General features: G+C 64.2%; 17 protein-coding genes and 1 pseudogene. 10 read left to right on the top strand and 8 right to left on the bottom strand.

Annotated features, from left to right (window positions below):
- A pseudogene (locus tag PMM47T1_RS27170) lies at positions 1 to 695 on the bottom strand (hypothetical protein); the annotation flags it as partial.
- Positions 696 to 1,261: 566 nt separating this feature from the next.
- Positions 1,262 to 2,032 carry an AraC family transcriptional regulator gene (locus tag PMM47T1_RS27165; RefSeq protein ID WP_043301597.1) on the bottom strand — a complete coding sequence of 257 codons (771 nt, stop codon included), beginning with the start codon at positions 2,030 to 2,032 and terminating at the stop codon, positions 1,262 to 1,264.
- A gap of 78 nt (positions 2,033 to 2,110) precedes the next feature.
- On the opposite strand from PMM47T1_RS27165, the gene PMM47T1_RS27160 reads away from it, so the two are divergent.
- The gene (locus tag PMM47T1_RS27160; RefSeq protein ID WP_008375255.1) at positions 2,111 to 3,010 is read left to right on the top strand and encodes an ATP-binding protein; all 900 of its coding nucleotides are present in this window, start codon (positions 2,111 to 2,113) and stop codon (positions 3,008 to 3,010) included.
- Here PMM47T1_RS27160 and ptrR read toward each other — a convergent pair.
- The gene (ptrR, locus tag PMM47T1_RS27155; protein ID WP_008375253.1) at positions 2,980 to 3,858 is read right to left on the bottom strand and encodes a putrescine utilization regulator PtrR; all 879 of its coding nucleotides are present in this window, start codon (positions 3,856 to 3,858) and stop codon (positions 2,980 to 2,982) included. The genes PMM47T1_RS27160 and ptrR overlap by 31 nt on opposite strands.
- A 101-nt stretch (positions 3,859 to 3,959) precedes the next feature.
- Here ptrR and PMM47T1_RS27150 point away from each other — a divergent pair, with 101 nt between their 5' ends.
- Both PMM47T1_RS27150 and PMM47T1_RS27145 read left to right on the top strand, forming a co-directional pair.
- Positions 3,960 to 5,351 carry an aldehyde dehydrogenase family protein gene (locus tag PMM47T1_RS27150; RefSeq protein WP_008375252.1) on the top strand — a complete coding sequence of 464 codons (1,392 nt, stop codon included), beginning with the start codon at positions 3,960 to 3,962 and terminating at the stop codon, positions 5,349 to 5,351.
- A gap of 92 nt (positions 5,352 to 5,443) precedes the next feature.
- The gene (locus tag PMM47T1_RS27145) at positions 5,444 to 5,746 is read left to right on the top strand and encodes a hypothetical protein (RefSeq protein WP_008375249.1); all 303 of its coding nucleotides are present in this window, start codon (positions 5,444 to 5,446) and stop codon (positions 5,744 to 5,746) included.
- Between the two features lie 60 nt (positions 5,747 to 5,806).
- Here PMM47T1_RS27145 and PMM47T1_RS27140 read toward each other — a convergent pair whose 3' ends face one another.
- The 3 genes from PMM47T1_RS27140 to PMM47T1_RS27130 form a co-directional block, all read right to left on the bottom strand.
- A complete protein-coding gene (locus PMM47T1_RS27140) occupies positions 5,807 to 6,349 on the bottom strand; it encodes a diguanylate cyclase domain-containing protein (protein WP_043301594.1) in 543 nt (180 codons plus the stop codon).
- A gap of 156 nt (positions 6,350 to 6,505) precedes the next feature.
- Positions 6,506 to 7,639 (bottom strand): L-dopachrome tautomerase-related protein, encoded by a 1,134-nt coding sequence (locus PMM47T1_RS27135; RefSeq protein WP_008375244.1) that lies wholly within the window; start codon positions 7,637 to 7,639, stop codon positions 6,506 to 6,508.
- A gap of 28 nt (positions 7,640 to 7,667) precedes the next feature.
- Entirely contained in the window at positions 7,668 to 8,822 is a 1,155-nt protein-coding gene (locus PMM47T1_RS27130; RefSeq protein WP_238536664.1) for an SMP-30/gluconolactonase/LRE family protein, read from the bottom strand.
- 191 nt (positions 8,823 to 9,013) lie between these two features.
- Between PMM47T1_RS27130 and PMM47T1_RS27125 the strand changes: the two genes are divergently transcribed.
- Positions 9,014 to 9,538 carry a GlcG/HbpS family heme-binding protein gene (locus PMM47T1_RS27125; protein WP_202947842.1) on the top strand — a complete coding sequence of 175 codons (525 nt, stop codon included), beginning with the start codon at positions 9,014 to 9,016 and terminating at the stop codon, positions 9,536 to 9,538.
- 195 nt (positions 9,539 to 9,733) lie between these two features.
- Here the strand turns inward: PMM47T1_RS27125 and PMM47T1_RS29605 are convergent, their stop codons facing one another.
- Positions 9,734 to 9,943 carry a hypothetical protein gene (locus PMM47T1_RS29605; RefSeq protein WP_238536663.1) on the bottom strand — a complete coding sequence of 70 codons (210 nt, stop codon included), beginning with the start codon at positions 9,941 to 9,943 and terminating at the stop codon, positions 9,734 to 9,736.
- A 279-nt stretch (positions 9,944 to 10,222) separates the two neighbouring features.
- On the opposite strand from PMM47T1_RS29605, the gene PMM47T1_RS27115 reads away from it, so the two are divergent.
- Positions 10,223 to 12,037, top strand: coding sequence for a monovalent cation:proton antiporter-2 (CPA2) family protein (locus tag PMM47T1_RS27115; protein ID WP_008375235.1), 1,815 nt, complete (start codon positions 10,223 to 10,225; stop codon positions 12,035 to 12,037).
- A gap of 118 nt (positions 12,038 to 12,155) precedes the next feature.
- Complete coding sequence (locus PMM47T1_RS27110; protein ID WP_008375234.1) at positions 12,156 to 12,722, top strand: DUF4337 domain-containing protein; 567 nt, start codon at positions 12,156 to 12,158, stop codon at positions 12,720 to 12,722.
- A gap of 72 nt (positions 12,723 to 12,794) precedes the next feature.
- Here the strand turns inward: PMM47T1_RS27110 and PMM47T1_RS27105 are convergent, their stop codons facing one another.
- Positions 12,795 to 13,940, bottom strand: coding sequence for an N-acetylmuramoyl-L-alanine amidase (locus PMM47T1_RS27105; RefSeq protein WP_008375231.1), 1,146 nt, complete (start codon positions 13,938 to 13,940; stop codon positions 12,795 to 12,797).
- 162 nt (positions 13,941 to 14,102) lie between these two features.
- On the opposite strand from PMM47T1_RS27105, the gene PMM47T1_RS27100 reads away from it, so the two are divergent.
- The 4 genes from PMM47T1_RS27100 (at position 14,103) to PMM47T1_RS27085 (ending at position 19,004) form a co-directional block, all read left to right on the top strand.
- Positions 14,103 to 14,780 carry a response regulator transcription factor gene (locus PMM47T1_RS27100; protein ID WP_008375229.1) on the top strand — a complete coding sequence of 226 codons (678 nt, stop codon included), beginning with the start codon at positions 14,103 to 14,105 and terminating at the stop codon, positions 14,778 to 14,780.
- The gene (locus PMM47T1_RS27095) at positions 14,758 to 16,134 is read left to right on the top strand and encodes a HAMP domain-containing sensor histidine kinase (protein ID WP_008375227.1); all 1,377 of its coding nucleotides are present in this window, start codon (positions 14,758 to 14,760) and stop codon (positions 16,132 to 16,134) included. The genes PMM47T1_RS27100 and PMM47T1_RS27095 overlap by 23 nt, the downstream gene beginning before the upstream one ends.
- A 119-nt stretch (positions 16,135 to 16,253) precedes the next feature.
- Positions 16,254 to 17,435 (top strand): D-alanyl-D-alanine carboxypeptidase family protein, encoded by a 1,182-nt coding sequence (locus PMM47T1_RS27090; RefSeq protein WP_008375226.1) that lies wholly within the window; start codon positions 16,254 to 16,256, stop codon positions 17,433 to 17,435.
- A 468-nt stretch (positions 17,436 to 17,903) separates the two neighbouring features.
- Positions 17,904 to 19,004, top strand: a complete 1,101-nt coding sequence (locus PMM47T1_RS27085) for a polyamine ABC transporter substrate-binding protein (protein WP_008375223.1) — start codon at positions 17,904 to 17,906, stop codon at positions 19,002 to 19,004.
- Positions 19,005 to 19,084: the final 80 nt, after the last annotated feature.

Genomic DNA, 19,084 nt, shown 5'->3' with positions numbered 1-19,084 from the left:
GGGCGGTATAGGGAAGCCACTGGCGCCGGGGTTGTGGGCAACATTCGGCGGCCCAGCAACAACCCCACCGCCACCTCGGCCGCGCCTGGCCGGTGCCGAGAGGCAGTCTGCACCGCCATCACCATCAGCAGCCCCGGGTCGGCCAGGCTCTTGCCAAGCCAGTGTTCCACAGCGGCGAGCCCACTGAACCCGAACGGTCGTGCGGTCTGGCGAAGGCCTGAAGCGCCCCAGGCCTGTTGCCACATGCCCTGTACAACGTCGGTGGGCAAACCGCTGTCAACGTCAAGCACCACCGCCAGCGGCGTGGTCTCGGGCAATTGCTTCAAGGTGGGCGCCAGTTCGGCGACAGCGTGCGCGAATGCACCCAGCAATACGTTCTCCGGTGCGATGAGGCCGGAGCGGACGCGACGCTCATTCATGCCGCAGGGGGGCAACGCACTGTGCAGGCTGACGGCCAATATCTGCTGAGAACATCGCCCATGACGCAGGCGTTTCACCCGGTCTGCATCAAGGGCTTCACTCCAGCCCTCGGCTACGCCTGGCTGCCCGAGGAGCACCATCGTGCGGATAAAAAACAGCATGCTCACCCCTAACAGCGGCACACCCACGGCAACGCTCCAGAACCGCATGGTCTCGTGCTGCCACACCTCGCCGCCGAAAATCAGGGTCATCGCGATGGCCAGCGGCAGGGACAACGCCGAAAACCCCAGCCACCGCCACAATCGAAGGCGGCCAGGCCTGAGGGGCGGAGGCAACGGTGGCGGCGAGAACGGGTCGAATCTGTTGGCCATGGTCAGCTAACACTCGCGTCAGGGGAGCACACTGAACCTGCCACCACTCGGCCGCTGCGCTCAGCCCTATCACCGATGCGGATGATGCTGTTCATGGACGGTTCCTTGCTTAAATGAAAACCCACGTGGCGACCAGCAGGCCCTACCGAGCCCGCCCCTCAACCACCTCCGACCGAAACGAATATTCGGGGACAAGAGGGAACCTTAAGCACCGTCACGGGCCCGGGATGTAGGACATTTCTGAAGTTTCAGGAAAAAAGCGCATAAGGCCTCGCTAACGAGCACTGCGAACGTGAGTCACTGGGCAAGACAGTTGCTGCTACAGGCACCGCTATTTATCCTGACACCACCCACCGCGAAGTATCTGAACCACCACGGCGTCCTTTTCGCGGGCAGAGCCCGCTCCCACATGAAGACAGTTGCTGCTACGCAATGCGCTTTTGGCGGCGAAGAAAGGCGTCACGGGGCCGCTACCACTCACTGGGCGACACACCAAACTGTCGGCGAAACATGGCGCTGAAGGCGCTGGGCGTGTTGTAGCCCACGTCCAGTGCCACTTCCAGAACGCTGCGGCCCAGGGCCAGGCGCTGCAAGGCGGTGAGCAGACGCGCCTGCTGGCGCCACTTGCCAAAGGTCATGCCGGTGTCGCGCAAGAACCAGCGTTGCAGGGTCTTGGGGTTGACGTTCAACTGGGCGGCCCAGTCGTTGAGTTCCAGTTCCAGGCCCTGCCCCAGCAGGATCTGTTGGCTCAGCGGTTGCAACGCGCGGTGATGCAACTGCGGCAAGTGCAGCGCCAAGACCTGTTGCTGGCTGAGTTCGTCGAGCATCAGCGCCATGACGCGCCCGTCGCGGCTGTCGGGCGCGGGCAGGCCGCTGATGTCGACGGCCGCCAGGATCAGCTCGCGCAGTAACGGCGACACGCCCAGCACGCAACAGCTGGCAGGCAGCGGCACTGCCACCAGCGCCGGGTCGATGTACAGGGTGCGGATACGCACCGCGCCTACCATGCGCGTCCAGTGGGCAACGCCGGGTGGTATCCACAGGCCGCGGTTGCCCGGCACCAGCCAGTGGCCCTCGGCGCTGCCGACCACCAGCACCCCCTGGGTGGCGTAGAGCAGTTGCGCCTTGTGGTGGCTATGGCTGGCCACCCAGTGACCGTCCTCGAAGTCCAGGGCCACCGCCGCCACGCTGCGGGTATCGACCGGTTCGCCGTGATCGACAGGAATGTCCATTTTGCGCATGCAGGCGCCCATTTATCGTTAGACGCACACTTTGCCCTATCCCTAAGCTTGTGCCCAGCCTTCCCCCTGCCTTGTGATATGACCATGTCCACATCGATTGACAGCTCTGCCCTGCTCGCCCAGCTCGAACGCATCGCCAACAGCCTGGAGCGCGCCTTTGCGCCGGACCAGGCGCAGGCATTCGACACCCAGGCCATCGCCTACCAGTGGCAATATCGGCGCGTGCGCGGCATTGAGCAGGCGGTACTGAGCGCCGTGAAAAACCCTGCGCTGATCAGCTTCGAGGCGCTGCAGAACATCGATCGGCAAAAGCGCCTGATCGAACAGAACACCCGCCAGTTCGTGACAGGCAGGCCGGCCAACAACGTGCTGCTGACCGGCGCGCGCGGCACCGGCAAGTCGTCGCTGGTCAAAGCCTGCCTGGAGCGCTTTCACCCCCAAGGGCTGCGCCTGATCGAGGTAGACAAGGCGCACATCGGCGACCTGCCACAGATCCTCGACTTCACCACCGGCCGCCCCGAGCGCTTCATCCTGTTTTGCGATGACCTGTCGTTTGAGGAAGGTGATAGTGGCTACAAGAGCCTGAAGACCGTGCTGGACGGTTCGGTTGCCGGCCAGGCGGCGAACACGCTGATCTACGCCACCTCCAACCGCCGCCACCTGATGGCCGAGCGGGTTAGCGACAACCTTAACTGGAAGCGCGGTGAAGACGGCGCCCTGCACCCGGGCGAAGAGTCCGAGGAAAAGATTTCGCTGTCGGAACGCTTCGGCCTGTGGATCTCCTTCTACCCCTTCTCCCAGGACGAGTTCCTTGTAGCCGTGAATGAATGGCTTAGCGCCTGCGGCGTACCTGAGGACGCCTTCGAGCAGGCTCACGCGCAGGCCCTGCGCTGGGCCACCCAGCGCGGCTCACGTTCGGGGCGCATCGCCGCCCAGTTCGCCCGCGACTACGCCGGGCGTATCGCCGCCGAAACCTGACTTTCCAGCATTTCCTGCATGCCCAGCAGGTTGGGTGAACGGGTGCCGCGCCGCCAGGTCAGCCAGGTCTGGCGGATATCGTGGTCCGGCCCCAGTGGCCAGGCGCTGACATTGCTGCTGCCCGGCATGCTTTCGAGCATGCTGCGCGGCACCATCGCCAACCCCGCGCCCGCGCTGACGCAGGCCAGCATGCCGTGGTAGGACTCCATCTCGAAAATACGCCCGGGCGCGGCGCCATCGGCAATGAACCAGTTCTCGAAATGCCGCCGGTACGAGCAATTGGCACGGAACGCGTACACCGTCTCGCCGCTGACATCCTGGGCCCGGGTGACGGGCGCGTGGCCCTTGGCGGTGACCAGCAGCATCTCTTCCTCGAACACCGGTATGCCATCGAGTAGCGGGTGCAACGGCCCGTCGACGAACGCGGCGGCGAAACGCCCGGCCAGCACGCCGTCGATCATGTCGCCTGAGGGGCCGGTGGACAGGTCCAATTCCACCTTGGGGTAGCGCTGGTGATAGGCGGCCAGCAACGGCGGGATGCGCACCGCCGCGGTGCTTTCCAAGGAGCCCAGGGTGAACACGCCCTGGGGTTCGCCACTGGAAACCGCCAGCCTTGCTTCGTCTACCAGGTCGAGGATGCGCCGGGTGTAGTCCAGGAAGCTGTGGCCGTTGGCCGACAGGCGCAAGCGCAGTTTCTCGCGAATGAACAGGTCCACGCCCAGCTCGCTTTCCAGCTGTTTAATGCGCGTGGTCAGGTTCGACGGCACGCGGTGTACCTTGGCGGCGGCGGCAGTGATGCTGCCCTCCTCGGCCACGGCCTTAAATAGCTCGAGCTGGGTGAGGTCCATATACTTTCTCGTTTCGTGAGTGTTTCGGTGATTATTATTCATTATTAAAGAAGCATACAAGGGCATAAGGTAACGCTCATCTACTGCCTTGGAGGTTCCCGATGAACGCCCCTGCTGCTATCGACTACGCGATTTCCCTGAACCCGGCCACCGGTGAAGAACTGGCGCGCTACCCTTTCCAGACCGCCACCGAGCTGGACCAGGCCCTGACCCGCAGTGCCGACGCCTACCGTCAATGGCGCCAGGTGTCGGTCGCGGACCGCGCCGCAGTGTTGGTCAAGATGGCCGCGGCCCTGCGCGGCAAAAGCGAGGAACTGGCGCGCCGCATGACCCTGGAAATGGGCAAGCCCATCCTGCAAGCCCGCGCCGAAGTTGAAAAATGTGCCGGCCTGTGTGAATGGTACGCCGCCCAAGGCCCTGAGCTGCTGGCGCCCGAGCCAACCCAGGTACCGGGCGACAAGGCCTTTATCGAATACCGCCCCATCGGCCCAATCCTGGCGGTGATGCCGTGGAACTTCCCGATCTGGCAAGTGCTGCGTGGCGCCGTGCCGATCCTGCTGGCCGGCAATACCTACGTGCTCAAGCACGCACCCAACGTGATGGGCTGCGCCCTGCTGCTGGGCGACGCCCTGCGTGAAGCCGGCGTGCCTGACGGGGTGTTCGAAGTGCTCAACGTCGGCAATGACGGTGTGTCCAAAGCCATCAACGACGTGCGCATCGCCGCCGTGACCGTCACGGGTAGCGTTCGCGCCGGTGCCGCCATCGCCTCCCAGGCCGGTGCCGCGCTGAAGAAGTGCGTACTGGAATTGGGCGGCTGCGACCCATTCATCGTGCTGGCCGACGCAGACCTCGACGAAGCCGTGAAAGCCGCCGCCATCGGCCGCTTCCAGAACGTGGGCCAGGTGTGTATCGCCGCCAAGCGCTTCATCATCGAAGACAGCGTGCTGCCGGTGTTTACCGAGAAACTGGTAGCCGCCGTGAAGGCCATGAATCTGGGCGACCCGCTGGTGGAAGGCAACTACATCGGCCCCATGGCCCGTTTCGACCTGCGTGACGAACTGGACGGCCAGGTGCAACAGACCCTCGCCGAAGGCGCTACCCTGCTGCTGGGCGGCCACAAGGTCGAGGGCGTCGGCAACTACTACGCGCCGACGATCCTGGGCGATGTGACCCCGGACATGACCTCGTTCAAACAGGAACTGTTCGGCCCGGTGGCCTCGATCATTGCCTGCCGCGATGCCGAGCATGCCCTGCAGCTGGCCAACGACAGCGAGTTCGGCCTGGCCGGCAGCGTCTGGACTGCCGACGTGGCCCTGGCGCGTCGCCTGGCGGCGCAACTGGACACCGGCGGCGTGTTCATCAACGGCTACTGCGCATCCGACCCCCGCGTGGCCATCGGCGGCGTGAAAAAGAGCGGCTTCGGTCGCGAGCTGTCGCACTTCGGCCTGCGCGAGTTCTGCAACGCTCAGACCGTGTGGGTAGACCGTCGCTGAGATGAAACATGGCCGTCGGTCGCCTGATTGGATCGACGGCCCGGCCAGGTCAGCCTAAGCTGGTGACACAACTCAAACGAGGGAGCGCCACCATGTTCAGGAAAACCTTGCTCACGCTGGCGGTCGCCAGCCTGTTGTCTGCGGCCTCGGGCATTGCCCTGGCGGCGTCCGACAGCCCCATCCAGATCAACAGCGGTGAAAGCGCCACGCCGCCCAATAGCCCCGGCGCCGACCCACGCACCCAGGGTGACGACCAGGGCCGCAGCACGGGCACCTATGACAAGAGTGACCAGGGCGGCAGCCAGAGCGGTGGTGGCGATGACGACGATGATGATGACGATGGCGGCGGCGCGGCAGACGGTGGTTCGGACAGCTCCTCCGCCCCGCCTAACTGAGCCCACCGCGTAGCCGCAGCCTGGCGGCAGCGGCTACAAGAGCGGGGTCGGGTCAAACGTTCAACCGCGCATGGCGCCTGTGCGGGAATGGGCGAAGTGCCGGGTCAGGATGCGATCACCACCGGCGCGCGTGGCGTCCTCGGACAACTGCGCAACCGTATTGAAGAACACAGAATGCCCCGCCTCGCTGCGGGGTATCAAGGTGCCTGCGCCAAAGCTTGCGGTCAGCAGCGGTTCGACCTGAGCCGCCCTGATCGCCCGCTGGCAACGCTCGGCCACCGCACGGGCACCGTCGGCCGGCGTGTGCGGCAACAGCACCATGAAGGCATCCGCCGAACAGCGCCCCACCGAGTCGCGCGCCCGCCCGGCCGTGGCTTTCAACACCTCACCGATGTGCAGCAGGCGAGCTTCGGCCAATTCGCGACCGTACTGGCCGGAAAAAGCACGAACATGATCGACAGTGACCACCATCAACGATAACGACTGCTGCAACCGCAAGGCCTGGGTCCATTCCGGCACCAGCAGCAGCGCCGCTGCGCTTGCAGGCGGATCAGCAGGGTCATTGGACGCAAACCCGCGGGACAGTTCTCTGTGCAGGGTCACTACCGACTCCTTGAACAACATGCATGAACGTGTACCACCCGGGCCGGCGTAAACCGGCCCGGGCGTGGCGATTACCTTATCGCCTGCGCTTTCGCACTGTCCAGCATAGAGCGTGCCTGGCGGGTAGCCAGTCGGTATCGCTGTTGGTACCCATCCTTACATTGTCGTCTTGAAGCGCAGGATGTTGTACGGCGCGGTGCGCAGATCCTTACCGCCGTGCAACCCCGGCACCCGCTGCCACTGGCCCACGGTCACGTATAGATAGCCGCCCTGCCAGTACAGCCCGTCAGGCCATATCAGCCGCGAATCACGGCCCACCAGGCTGAACGTTCCGGCGTTGTCGCGACGGATGATGGAGTAGCGCGAGGCATCACCGAAATACAGATTGCCCTTGTCATCCACGGCAATGCCGCCATTGGAGGCTGTCTGGCCTTCGAAATGGATATCCTTGACCAGCGCGTCCTCACCCCGGTTGAAATCACTCAGCTGGGCGGTGTCGATGCTGTAGTAATTGGGGTTAGTGGGAATCGTCCAATACAGTTTCTTGTGGTCCGGCGACAGCTCGATGCCGTTCACCCCGCCCTGGGGCATGGTTGGGTGGTCCAGGCTATAGGCGTGGGGCTGGCCTTCGACGTAGGTCATGAAGCCGGGCGCTGGCGAGGTTTGCGGCAGGTTGTGGAACACCTCGCGCATCTTGCCGCTGGCCAGGTCGACAACAATCAGCGAGCAGTCGGACGGGCTTGAATAGCCGTTGTTGGAAATGTACACCGTGCCCTGGGCACCGTGGTCGGGGTCCACGCGCAGGTCGTTGAGTTGCAGGCTGTCGCGCATGAACGGCTTGTGGAAGACGATGGTCTTGATGACCTTGCGGGTATTGATGTCGATGCCCACCAGCTTGGCCGAACCGTCGGCAATACCCTGGACGCCCGGGCGTTTGCCTTCGTCCAGCACCCACAAGGTATTGCCGGCCAGCGTCAGGCCCAGTGGCGAAACCAGCCAGTCGGCCAGCGGCTTGCCCGTGTCGGTGGTGGTGGCAAGGTCGGGAAAGGCCACTTGCTTGCCTTTCACCAGCTCCACCAGCGAAGGGAAGGCATGGTTGCTGCCCGCCCGCGGCAAGGTCAGGAAGGTGCGCCCGCCCGGGGTCACGACAATGCCGCTGGCCTCGGTGTTGTTCAGGGCCGCGACCAGCTCGCCCTGGTCCTGGCCGGCGGGCTGGGCAGTGGCGGCTTGGGCCGTGCCTGCGGCGGACAACACCGCCAGGGTGAGGGTCAGTGTTTTCAGTGCATACATTGCAGGGGTGCCTCCTTGTCAAAGGCCTTCATTGCGGTTGCGCGTCGAAGACCGGGGTGCCCTCGGTGGGCGTGCGAATCAGCAGGTAAGGCGGCTTGCGCGTGTCGGCGTGGGCGCCCAGGCGGTCCCACTGGCCCAGGGTGACGTACACCTGACTGCCGGCCACGAAGATACCGTCAGGCCATACCAGGCGCGGGTCGCGCAGTACCACGTCAAGGTGGCCATCGGGCCAGCGGCGCAAGATCTGATGATGCTCGGCATCGGTCAGGTACAGGCGGCCCTGGGCATCGGTGGCCATGCCGTCGGTCATGACTTTTTCGCCTTCGTCACGAACCTGCGCGGCCAGCTGTTTGTCGTTTTTGCCGAAGTCGGCCAGCGCTGCGGTGGGAATGCTCCACAGGTGGCGGCTGGTGAGCGGCGAGTAGTACAGGCGTGAGCTGTCGGCACTCAGGGTGATGCTGTCGACACCACCATGGGGAAAGGCGCTGGCCTTGCCCTGGTAACGCATGGGCACACCGTCCAGTTGGGTGACAAAGTCCTTCTGCGGCAGCACCGAGGGGTCTTTGCTGAGCACGCGGCGCTGATGCCCGGTGGCCAGGTCGACCACAACGATGGCCGGGTCTTCGCCGAACGAGGAGTCCGCCACGTACGCCGTGCCCTTGGCGCCGTGGGTCAGGTCCACGCGCAGGTCGTTCATGTGGCTGTCCTGGCGCAGGGCATCGCTCAGCACCCAGGAGGCGAAGACCTTGTTGGTCTGCGGGTCGATGCCCACCACTTTCGCGGCGCCCGGCTTGATGCCATCGATGCCGGCGCGCTTGCCGTCGTCGATCAGCCACAGGCGGCCTTGGGTGTCGGTGGTCATGCCATGCACGGAAATCAGCTTCTGGGCGTCGGTGCGTTCGGACGGCAGGCTGGTGGCCGCATCCGGGTACGGCACCAGCTTGCCATTGACCAGTTCGCCCAAGGTCATGCCCGGGTGGTTGATGGCGTGCCGGGGGAAGCCGACAAACACCCTCCCGGACGGCGTGACCACGATGCCCGAGGGGCCTGGGCCCGCGAAAGCGGCCACTTCTTCCATGGAACCGAGCGGAACGGCGCTGCGGTCTTCGGTTTCGGCCAGGGCCGGCAAGGCGCTGCTCAGCAGCAGGCCAGCGGTTAACAACAGGCTTGCGGACGTTCTCACAAATCATCTCCGGATTTGACTGAAACCGGTTTCAGGCCGATGCTGAAAAAAACCCGAACAACAGCATCGGGCCTGGCTAATGCGTCTGAACCCTGGTGTGGACCAAGGTTCCCTGCGCAGGGCCAGTATAGGAACCGACCCCGGCGCAGGGGATGAAAGGATTTTCATAACCCTCGAAAAAGGAAACTGCCATGTCTGCGATGACCCTGCGGCGCACCAGCGCCGCCCTTGCCCTGAGCCTTGCAGCGCTGGGCGCCACGGCCGCCCCCAGCCACCTGATCAGCAGCCAGAAGCTGCCCTGGCAAGTGGCCCAGCAACTGGCCGCCGAGGCCGTGCAGACCTGCGCCGCCAAGGGCTGGTCGGTGACCGCAACGGTGGTCGACCCTTCGGGCCATGCCCAGGCGGTGATCAAGGGCGACACGGTACCGTTGCAGTCGCTGTCAGTGTCGTATCGCAAGGCCTATACGGCGTTCTCCTACGGCCAGGCCTTCGACAAGGACACCATCAGCGAACTGCTGGCCGCCAAACTCGACGGCCCGGCCAACGGCGCGCTGAATACAGTCCCCCAGGTACTGTTCATCCCCGGCGGCGTGACCCTGCGCAAGGCAGACCGGCAGGTGCTGGGCGGGCTGGGGGTATCCGGTGCGCCCGGGGGCGACAAGGACGAAGGGTGCGCGCTGGCGGCGGTGAAGAAATTCCAGGGCCAGTTCGAGTAATCATCCTCGGAAAATCGGCAGCGGCTACACCCGTCCTGCGCCAGGAAAACCGGCCAGGCGATGAAAGAATTTTCACCTGGCCGGCTTTTCACATCGCCTTCACAAACCAAGGTGCAAAGTACACCTACTCCTTTGTGATGATTCATTTAGCCCGCCTCCTTGCGGGCTTTCTTTTGCCTGGCGAAAAGCCCCGGATCAGCGCGAACCGCCGCCGCCACCACCGCCATTGCCACCTGGGCCGCCACCGCCACCAGGGCCACCACCGCCCGGGCCGCTCATGCCGCCGCCATCACCACCGCCGTGGCCACCTCCACCGCCGCCGTGATGCGGATCGAAGATCCAGCATCCGCCCAGACTCGACATCAACACGGCCACCAGCGTCAACTTGGCAAGGTACTTTTGCATCATCAGTTCTCCAGGTTGCGGACGACAACACCGTCCTGCCAGTTGTGACCGACGATCATCCGGTTTGCTCGGACTGTTTGGAAACAAAGGCGATACATTTCACGCAAACGCCCGCAACGTTGACGTTTTTTTGCCATTACTGCCCCTGCCTTCGCCCCGGCGGTGCTGGCGGTGCTGTCGCTGCCGCTGACTGCGCTGCACCTTTGCCTCACTGATTATCTCCAGTGCATCCAGAACCCGTAAACTACCTCCCTTCGCCCCACACACCAGGAGTACCTCATGCCCCACGAAGGGAGCCCGCTTCAAGTCGCCGTGGTCTTTTTGCTCGCCGCCGTCATCACGGTGCCCCTGGCCAAGCGCCTGCAACTGGGCGCGGTACTGGGTTATCTGTTTGCCGGGGTAATCATCGGCCCGCAGGTGCTGGGCCTGATCGGCAACCCGCAAAGCGTGTCGCATGTCTCGGAACTGGGTGTGGTGCTGCTGCTGTTCATCATCGGCCTGGAACTGTCGCCGCGGCGGTTGTGGGTGATGCGCAAGTCGGTATTTGGCGTGGGCCTGGCCCAGGTGCTGTTGACCGGGGCAGTGATCGGCGGCGTGGCGGTGGTGGGCTTTGATCAGCCGTTGGCAGCGGCGGTGGTGCTGGGCTTGGGCCTGGCGCTGTCGTCCACTGCGTTTGGCTTGCAAAGCCTGGCGGAAAGCAAGCAGTTGAACAGCCCCCACGGGCGCCTGGCGTTTGCCATCCTGCTGTTCCAGGACATTGCCGCGATTCCGCTGATTGCCCTGGTACCCCTGCTGGCCGCCGGCAGCCATGACGCCACGGCCGGTGACCCCCTGAACCACGGCTTGCGGGTACTGGGCAGCATCGCCATTGTGGTGGTGGGCGGCCGCTACCTGTTGCGGCCGCTGTTCCGCATTGTGGCGCGCACCGGCTTGCCAGAAGTGTCCACCGCCACAGCGTTGCTGGTGGTGATCGGCACCGCGTGGCTGATGGACCTGGCCGGTGTGTCCATGGCCCTGGGGGCGTTCCTGGCCGGTTTGCTGCTGGCCGACTCGGAATACCGCCACGAGCTGGAATCGCAGATCGAACCGTTCAAGGGCCTGCTGCTGGGGCTGTTCTTCATCAGCGTGGGCATGGGCGCCAACCTGCAATTGCTGCTGGAATCACCGGCCACGGTGCTGGGGCTGATGCTGTTGCTGATCGCCATCAAGCTGCCGCTGCTGCTGTTGATCGGCCGCTTCGCCGGTGGCCTGAGCACCCTCAGCGCGGTGCGCCTGGGGGTAATACTGGCGGCCGGCGGAGAGTTCGCCTTCGTGGTGTTCAAGATCGGCAAGGACCAGGGCCTGTTCGACCAGCACCTGTTCGATACCCTGCTGCTGACCATTACCTTGTCGATGGCGGTCACGCCATTGCTGCTGTTGGCCTGTGCCCGCTGGATCAAGTCGCGGCCCAAGCCGGCAGTGCCGGTGCCCGAGCACTTGAAGACCATCGAAACCGACGCCCCCCGGGTGGTCATCGCCGGCATGGGCCGCATGGGCCAGATTGTCTCGCGTATCCTGCGTGCGCAGAACGTCTCGTTCGTGGCCCTGGACACGTCGGTGGACACCATCGAACTGACCCGCAGCTTCGGCAACGTCCCGGTGTTCTACGGTGACCCGCTGCGCCCGGAGATTCTCAGCGCAGCCAAGGTGGGTGACGCCGAGTACTTCATCATTGCCACCGATGACCCGGAAACCAATATCAAGACCGCCGAGTTGGTGCACCGCCTGTACCCGCACATCAAGATCATCGCCCGCGCGCGCAACCGCCAGCACGTGCACCGGCTGGTGGATGCCGGCGCCGTGGCCATCCGCGAAACCTACTATTCGAGCCTGGAAATGAGCCGCCGCACCCTGGTGGGCCTGGGCCTGACCGAGGACCAGGCCAACTGGCGCATCCAGCGCTTCAAGCAGCACGACCAACAGGTGCTGGCGGCTCAGTACCTGGTGCGCGACGACGCTGCCAAAGTCATGCAGACCGCCCAGGAAGCCCGTGGCGAACTGGCCACGCTGTTCGAATCGGACACGGGCGAGCAGGACCGCGCGCACTTGCCGTGACCGTGGCCGCAGGGCCTAAATGAAAGATTGCATCCAGCCCCGGTGCCCGCTAGGCGGCCCCGGGGTTTTGACCTATATTCGCGCGCGCATCCAACTCCCCCAAGGCACCAGAAACACCATGTCCGAGTCCTTCGAAGTTCCCTCCCCTCACGAACACCACGTCGAGCACGCTCACCACACCGGGGACAGCTTCGCCAGCAAGATCGCGGTCATGACCGCGGTGATGGCCACCATCGGCGCGCTGCTGAGCTACCAGGCGGGGTCCACCGAAAGCGAGGCGGCGATGAACAAGAACAACGCCGCCATCAAGAAGACCGAAGCCTCGAACCAGTGGAACTACTACCAGGCCAAATCCAGTCGGCAGAACCTGGCAGACTTGGCCAGCCACATCCCCGGCATGGACGTGGCCCATTACCAGGCCGACGTTGAACGCTACAAGGCGCAGAAGGAAGAAGCCCGGCAGAAGGCCGAGGCGCTGGAAAAAGAATCGGCCGAATGGGAGGTGAAGTCCGAGACCATCCTGCACCAGCATCACCGCTGGGCGCAGGCGATGATGGCCATCCAGATCGCCATCTCGCTGGCGGCCATGACCCTGCTGACGCGCAAGGAATGGCTGGAAAAGGTGTCCATGGGCGCAGCGGGCTTGAGCGTTGTGCTGGGCGTGCTGGCCTGGTTTCACATCTGATTTCCCGTAGCGGCCACGGCCGTGTCACCGGCGCTGCGCACTGCCTACGGGGGGCTGTGCGGCACCGATGATTCAGGCCACGTGCACCGGGTACTTGTGGAAGTAGTCGCCAATCGAGGCGTGAAGTGCCTGGGCCAGTTCCACCTGGTGGCGATGGTCAATCAGCCGACCGCAATCGTACGGGTTGCTCATGAAACCATGCTCCACTAGGATCGATGGGATATCGGGAGACTTCAACACCGCGAACCCGGCCTGCTCTACCCGTTGCTGATGAAGGTTGGTGACCTGCTTGAAGTGCCCCAGCACCGTGCGCCCAAGGTCCAGGCTTGACGCGATGGTGGCGTTCATCGACATGTCCACCAGCACCTTGGACACCATGGGGTCGTCGTTGCTCAGGGCCTTGTCGAACACCCCCGCGTAGGCATCCGAACTGTTCTCGCTTTCGGCAATGTAGCGGGCCATGGCCGACGTCGCGCCGTGGGGTGACAGCACATACACCGACGCCCCGCGGGCCGAGCGCGAAGGCGCCGCGTCGGCGTGTATAGACACCAGCATGTCGGCCCGGCGCTGGTGAGCCAGCAGCACGCGCTGGTGCAAGGGCACGAAGAAATCGCTGGTACGGCTCATGGTCGGGTGAAAGCGCGGGTCACGGCCCAACTGCTGGTGCAGCAGGCTGGCGATACCCAGCACCACGGTTTTCTCATAATGCTTATTGCGGCCCACGGCGCCCGGGTCCTTGCCACCATGGCCGGCGTCGATGGCAATGACCGCCGGGCGCTGTTTGGGCGGCTGTTTCAGCCCTTGGCGAGCCAGTGCCAGCTTGCCCACCGGCAAATCCACCACCAACCGTTGACGGCCGCCCGCCAGGTGCACCAGCCGCGCCTGGGCATGGGCCGGCTGGTGCATGTCCAGCACCAGGCGCATACCGGTAGCGGTGGGGCCACTGCGCATACCCCGCACCGGCGTGCCGGCGAAATTTGGCGCTCCGGGGGGCAGGTGCGCGGCCACCCCGTGCAGGTCAATCACTACGCGGTCGGGCGCGCCCAGGGTGAATACCTGGTAACTCAGGGTGCCCGTCACATCCAGCATCAGGCTGGTCAGCCCCGCCTGATGGCTGAACTGGCAATGACTGACGCCCGGCAGCGGGGCCGCCAGCAGGCCCGTGGGAGACATCAATGAAACGGCACTGATCAGGCCGAGAAATGTACGACGGTTCACGACAGTGCCGACCTCGATGCAGCGGGGGGTTGCCCATTAAACCGCCGCGCGTGCAAGGTGCTGAATTAAGTCGATTAAATTAAAATTTAATGGAGCAAGTCGCGCTGGCTACCTAGTGTCCTGTCATTACAATGGCCACGAAAATAACGAGAGGAGCATTCCATGAGCAGCGCCCTGGTCATTGAAGACGACGAGGTGACCGCGAACGTCATCATGACCGAACTGAGCCTGCACGGCTTTACCGTGGAGTGGTGCGCCTCCGGCCGCGAGGGCCTGGCCCGCGCCATTGCCGGCGGCTACGACGCCATCACCCTGGACCGCATGCTGCCCGACTTCGACGGCCTGACCATTGTCAGCACCCTGCGCAGCCTGGACATACACACCCCGGTGCTGATGATCAGCGCCCTGTCCGACGTGGATGAGCGGGTACGCGGCCTGCGCTCGGGCGGTGACGATTACCTGACCAAGCCGTTTTCCCCGGTGGAAATGGTGGCCCGCCTGGAGGTGCTGCTGCGTCGCCCGGCCACCGCCAGCCACCCGCAACTGCGCGTGGGCGACCTGTGCCTGGACCTGGTGGAACACCGCCTGAGCCGGGCCAGCGAACTCATTGCGCTGTTGCCCACCGAGTTCAAGATCCTCAACTACCTGATGCGCAACGCCGGCCAGTTGGTAACCCGCACCATGCTGTTCCAGGAAGTCTGGGGCTACCACTTCGACCCAGGCACCAACATCATCGACGTGCACCTGGGCCGCCTGCGCCGCAAGATCGAGGGCAGCGACCAGTCGCCGGTGATCCAGACTGTCAGGGGCACGGGCTATGTCCTCGCGACCCGCGCTTGAACCCTGGCGCTCCTCCAGCAGCCGCCTCATCGGCTTCTATGCCCTGTTCTTCGTGGCCTGGGGCGCGCTGTTCACCGGGGTGCTGTACTGGCAGATTTCCCACTACCTGGGCAGCGTGGCCGAACGCACGCTGATGCAGCGCGCGCACTATTACGCCAAAGTCGACGATGCCAACCTGATGACCGAATTGGCCGCCAGCGAAGCCTATTCCACCCCCAACATCGACGCCTACGGCCTGTTTGACGCCCAGGGCCGGCACCTGGCCGGCGACCTGCTGAAGCTGCGTGCCAGCCTTGCCGACGATGGCCAGGTGCACTACCTGGAAAAAGGCCTGAGCGTGGCCCAGGCCAGTGAAGAGCCACGCAGCAGCTACGCCCTGCTGGTGCACCGCGACGACGGCCGCATGCTGGTGCTGGCGCGCGATGGCGGCTCGGTATCGGCGGTGGGCGGCATTATCCAGCAGGCCCTGGCGTGGGGCTTGTCGCTGACGCTGATCCCCGGCTTGATCGGCTGGCGGTTGCTGCGCCGTCGCCCGCTCAAGCGTGTGCAGGGCCTGCAACGCAGCACCGAAAGCGTGGTGTCGGGCAACCTTGCCGATCGCCTGCCGCTGTCGCCCCGGCATGACGAGCTGGACATGCTGGCCAGCGCGGTGAACACCATGCTAGACCACATCGAACAATTGATGCTGGAGGTCAAGGGCGTGTGCGATGGTATCGCCCATGACCTGCGCACGCCCCTGACGCGGCTGCGCGCACGCCTGCACCAACTCGACCAGATGCCCCTGGTCCCGGACCAGCGCGCTACCCTGGATCAGGCCCTGGCTGAAAGTGAGTCGATCATGGTGCGCTTCCAGGGCCTGTTGCGGGTGGCAGAACTTGAAGACACCCGGCGACGCAGCGCCTTCGAGCCCTGCTCGCCCGTCGATCTGCTGCAACAGGCCCATGAGTTCTACGAACCCCTGGCCCTTGAGCGCCAGCAAACCCTGACCCTCGACCTGCCCGGCCCGCTGCCTGCGCTGATGGGCGACGCCGCGCTCCTGTTCGAGGCGCTGGTGAACCTGTTGGACAACGCCATCAAGTTCACACCCCCCGGTGGTGCCGTGGTGCTGCGCGGCCGCGCCGACGCTGGCCAACTGACCCTGGAGGTCATCGACAACGGGCCCGGCATTGCCCCGGCAGACCGCAGCCAGGTCAGCCGCCGCCTGTACCGCGGCGCCAGTACCGACGCGCAGCCGGGGCATGGCCTGGGCCTGTCGCTGGTGGCGGCCATCGTGCGCCTGCATGGCTACACCTTGCACATCGACAGTGCCGGTGAGCACGGCGGCGCGCGCGTGAGTATTCATTGCCCCTGCTGAACTCCCTTGTGCCAGCCCGTACGGTGCGCTCAATTAAGTTTACTTAACACAGGTTAAGTTGAGCGCCTGCACGGGCGCCGCCACAGTCTTGGCCCCTTTCCCGCCGAGGCCTCGCCGCCGTGAACCACCTGCTCCTGCGCACGCTTGTCGTGCTGATTCTGCTGGCCTGCCCCTACGCCGTATTTGCCCAACCCGCCGACATGGCCACGCTGGTGCCCAGGCCGCCCAGCCTCAACGCCAAGGCCTGGGTCTTGATGGACGACGAGACCGGCGCGGTGATTACCGAGCACGCCAGTGACCAGCGCCTGCCACCCGCCAGCCTGACCAAACTGATGACCGCCTACCTGGCCACGCGGGAAATGCAGGCCGGGCGCCTCAAGCCCGACGACCTGGTGCCCGTCAGCGAAAACGCATGGCGCACCGGTGGCTCGCGGATGTTCCTCAAACCAGGCTCGCCAGTGGCCATGCGTGACCTGTTGCGCGGCATCATCATCGACTCCGGCAACGATGCCAGCGTGGCGGTGGCCGAGCACATCGCCGGCAGTACCGACAGCTTCGTGCCCATGATGAACGCCGCCGCTGAAAAGCTGGGCATGCACAATACCCACTTCGCCAACCCCACCGGCCTGCCCATGCCCGACCACTACTCCTCGGCCCACGACATGGCCGTGCTGGCAAGGGCAATCATCAACGACGAGTCCAGCTACTACGAACTGTACGCACACAAATACCTGACCTGGAACGGCATCCGCCAGCCCAACCGCAACCTGTTGCTATGGCGTGACCGCGCATACGACGGCTTGAAAACCGGCCACACCGAGGCGGCCGGCTACTGCATGGTGGCGTCGGCGGTGCGCGACGGGCGCCGCCTGATCAGCGTGGTCTTCGGCGCCACCAGCGAACGCGCCAGGGCCGAGGACAGCGCCAAGCTGATGGGCTACGGTTTTCGTTTTTTCGCCACCCAGCACTACGTCACGGCCGGCAAGGCCCTGGCCACGCCCAGGGTATGGCTGGGGCGGCAAGACACCGTAGCCGTGGGCCTGGCGCAGGACATGAGCTTGACCCTGCCGATCAATCAACAGCGCCATACCCGCAACCAGATCACCCTCAATGAGCCTTTGCAGGCCCCCCTGGCCGCCGGTAGCCAAGTGGGCACACTGGCGCTGTATGCCGGCGACCAGTTGCTGGCCACTCGCCCACTGGTGGCCCTGCAGGCGGTACCCGCTGGCAACTGGTTCAGCCGCTGCTGGGACCGTCTGCGAATGTGGGTTGACACACTGATGCAAGACAGCCTGGCGTGACATAGAACGCGGTGGTGTACGGGCGAGGAAATGGGACTAAATTCGTAACGTAAATACCGAATTAATTACGCGCAAAATGTGTTCCCGCGTGTTGACCAATTTGCCCGTGCATGCCTTCGACCAGCCCGCCCACGCAATTGATCATTTCTTGGCCATTGCCGCCAACGTCTTGGCTGGACTGGCTTTCGCGAAGTTATCCACAGAGATACCCACGATTTCCGGGGACAACTCACGCCCACCATTCAAGCGTGCCATTTTCAATGGCGGCGCTTTGCAATGGCCGTATTGATCCCCTTCTGGCCGCCAAGGTTCCGCAATCCGCCGCGGTGCTGCGGTAAGAATGTCAGCGGCTTGTGCACAACAAGAACAAGGCCCTGCGCCAGCCGTCGCGCCTTTCAATGCCTGCCCTCCTGCAAAACGTCATCAACGTCGAATCGACTGGTCAGCATGAATAAAAAGGGGAATCCAATGAGCAAGGTCATCCGTTCCATGGGCGCGCTGGTGTGCGGCCTCACGTTGCTGGCAAGTGCGGTGCACGCCGAGCAGCGTGAGTTGAAGGTGTACAACTGGGCGGACTACATCCTGCCCTCGGTACCGCAGGACTTTGCCAAGAGCTCCGGCATCAAGGTTACCTGGGACACCTTCGAAACCAACGAGTCGCTGGAGGCCAAGCTGCTCACCGGGCATTCGGGCTACGACCTGGTGGTGCCGTCCAACCAGTTTCTTGAAACCCAGATCAAGGCCGGCGTGTTCCAGAAACTGGACAAGTCCAAGCTGCCCAATTGGAAACACCTGGACCCCGACCTGCTGAAACTGCTGGACCACAACGACCCCGGCAACCAATACGGCGTGCCTTACATGTACGGCACGGTGCTGATCGGCTTCAACCCGGCCAAGGTCAAGGCCGCGCTGGGCGCCGATGCGCCGGTGGACAGCTGGGACCTGGTGTTCAAGCCCGAGAACATGGCCAAGCTCAAGTCCTGCGGCGTGGCCATGCTCGACTCGCCCTCCGAAATACTGCCCATCGCCCTGCACTACCTGGGCCTGGACCCCAATAGCCAGAACCCGGCCGACTACGAGAAAGCCAAGGCGCTGATGCTCAAGGTGCGCCCCTACGTCACCTACTTCAACTCGGCCAAATACATGACCGACATTGCCAATGGTGACATCTGCGTGGCCATAGGTTATTCGGGCAGCTTCTACCAGTTCGGCAACCGCGCCAAGGAGGCCGGCAACGGCGTGGTGGTGGACTGGCGCCTGCCCAAGGAAGGCGCGCCAATCTGGTTCGACAACTTCGCCATCCCGAAAAGTGCCGACAACGTCGCCGAAGCCCACGAGTTCCTCAACTACCTGCTGGACCCCAACGTCATCGCACCCATCAGCAACTACGTGGGCTACCCCAACGTGAACAAGGACTCGATGTCGATGATCACCCAGGCCATCACCGAAAACCCCGGGCTTACGCCCACGCCCGAAGCGCGCAAGAACCTCTACGTAGTGCAACCGTTGCCGCAGAAGATCGAGCGGGTGCGCACGCGGGTGTGGAGCAGCATCAAGACCGATAGCTGATGGGATCGCTCCTGTAGCCCGCTGCCGTCAGGCTGTGCCGGCCCCTGCCTGGCTGAAGATCGCCAGTGTGTTCAGGGGCC

Source organism: Pseudomonas sp. M47T1, from assembly GCF_000263855.1.
In the GTDB taxonomy this organism is placed as follows: Bacteria; Pseudomonadota; Gammaproteobacteria; order Pseudomonadales; family Pseudomonadaceae; genus Aquipseudomonas.
The sequence above is the reverse complement of the archived record's forward strand: the minus strand, read 5'-3'. Positions and strand labels throughout refer to the sequence as shown.

Coding starts and splice junctions, on each gene's coding strand:
- PMM47T1_RS27145 (WP_008375249.1), top strand. CDS start 5,444: ATGTTCAGGAAAACCTTGCTCACGCTGGCGGTCGCCAGCCTGTTGTCT.
- PMM47T1_RS27125 (WP_202947842.1), top strand. CDS start 9,014: ATGTCTGCGATGACCCTGCGGCGCACCAGCGCCGCCCTTGCCCTGAGC.
- PMM47T1_RS27150 (WP_008375252.1), top strand. CDS start 3,960: ATGAACGCCCCTGCTGCTATCGACTACGCGATTTCCCTGAACCCGGCC.
- PMM47T1_RS27095 (WP_008375227.1), top strand. CDS start 14,758: ATGTCCTCGCGACCCGCGCTTGAACCCTGGCGCTCCTCCAGCAGCCGC.
- PMM47T1_RS27135 (WP_008375244.1), bottom strand. CDS start 7,639: ATGTATGCACTGAAAACACTGACCCTCACCCTGGCGGTGTTGTCCGCC.
- PMM47T1_RS27085 (WP_008375223.1), top strand. CDS start 17,904: ATGAGCAAGGTCATCCGTTCCATGGGCGCGCTGGTGTGCGGCCTCACG.
- ptrR (WP_008375253.1), bottom strand. CDS start 3,858: ATGGACCTCACCCAGCTCGAGCTATTTAAGGCCGTGGCCGAGGAGGGC.
- PMM47T1_RS27160 (WP_008375255.1), top strand. CDS start 2,111: ATGACCATGTCCACATCGATTGACAGCTCTGCCCTGCTCGCCCAGCTC.
- PMM47T1_RS29605 (WP_238536663.1), bottom strand. CDS start 9,943: ATGCAAAAGTACCTTGCCAAGTTGACGCTGGTGGCCGTGTTGATGTCG.
- PMM47T1_RS27165 (WP_043301597.1), bottom strand. CDS start 2,032: ATGCGCAAAATGGACATTCCTGTCGATCACGGCGAACCGGTCGATACC.
- PMM47T1_RS27115 (WP_008375235.1), top strand. CDS start 10,223: ATGCCCCACGAAGGGAGCCCGCTTCAAGTCGCCGTGGTCTTTTTGCTC.
- PMM47T1_RS27100 (WP_008375229.1), top strand. CDS start 14,103: ATGAGCAGCGCCCTGGTCATTGAAGACGACGAGGTGACCGCGAACGTC.
- PMM47T1_RS27110 (WP_008375234.1), top strand. CDS start 12,156: ATGTCCGAGTCCTTCGAAGTTCCCTCCCCTCACGAACACCACGTCGAG.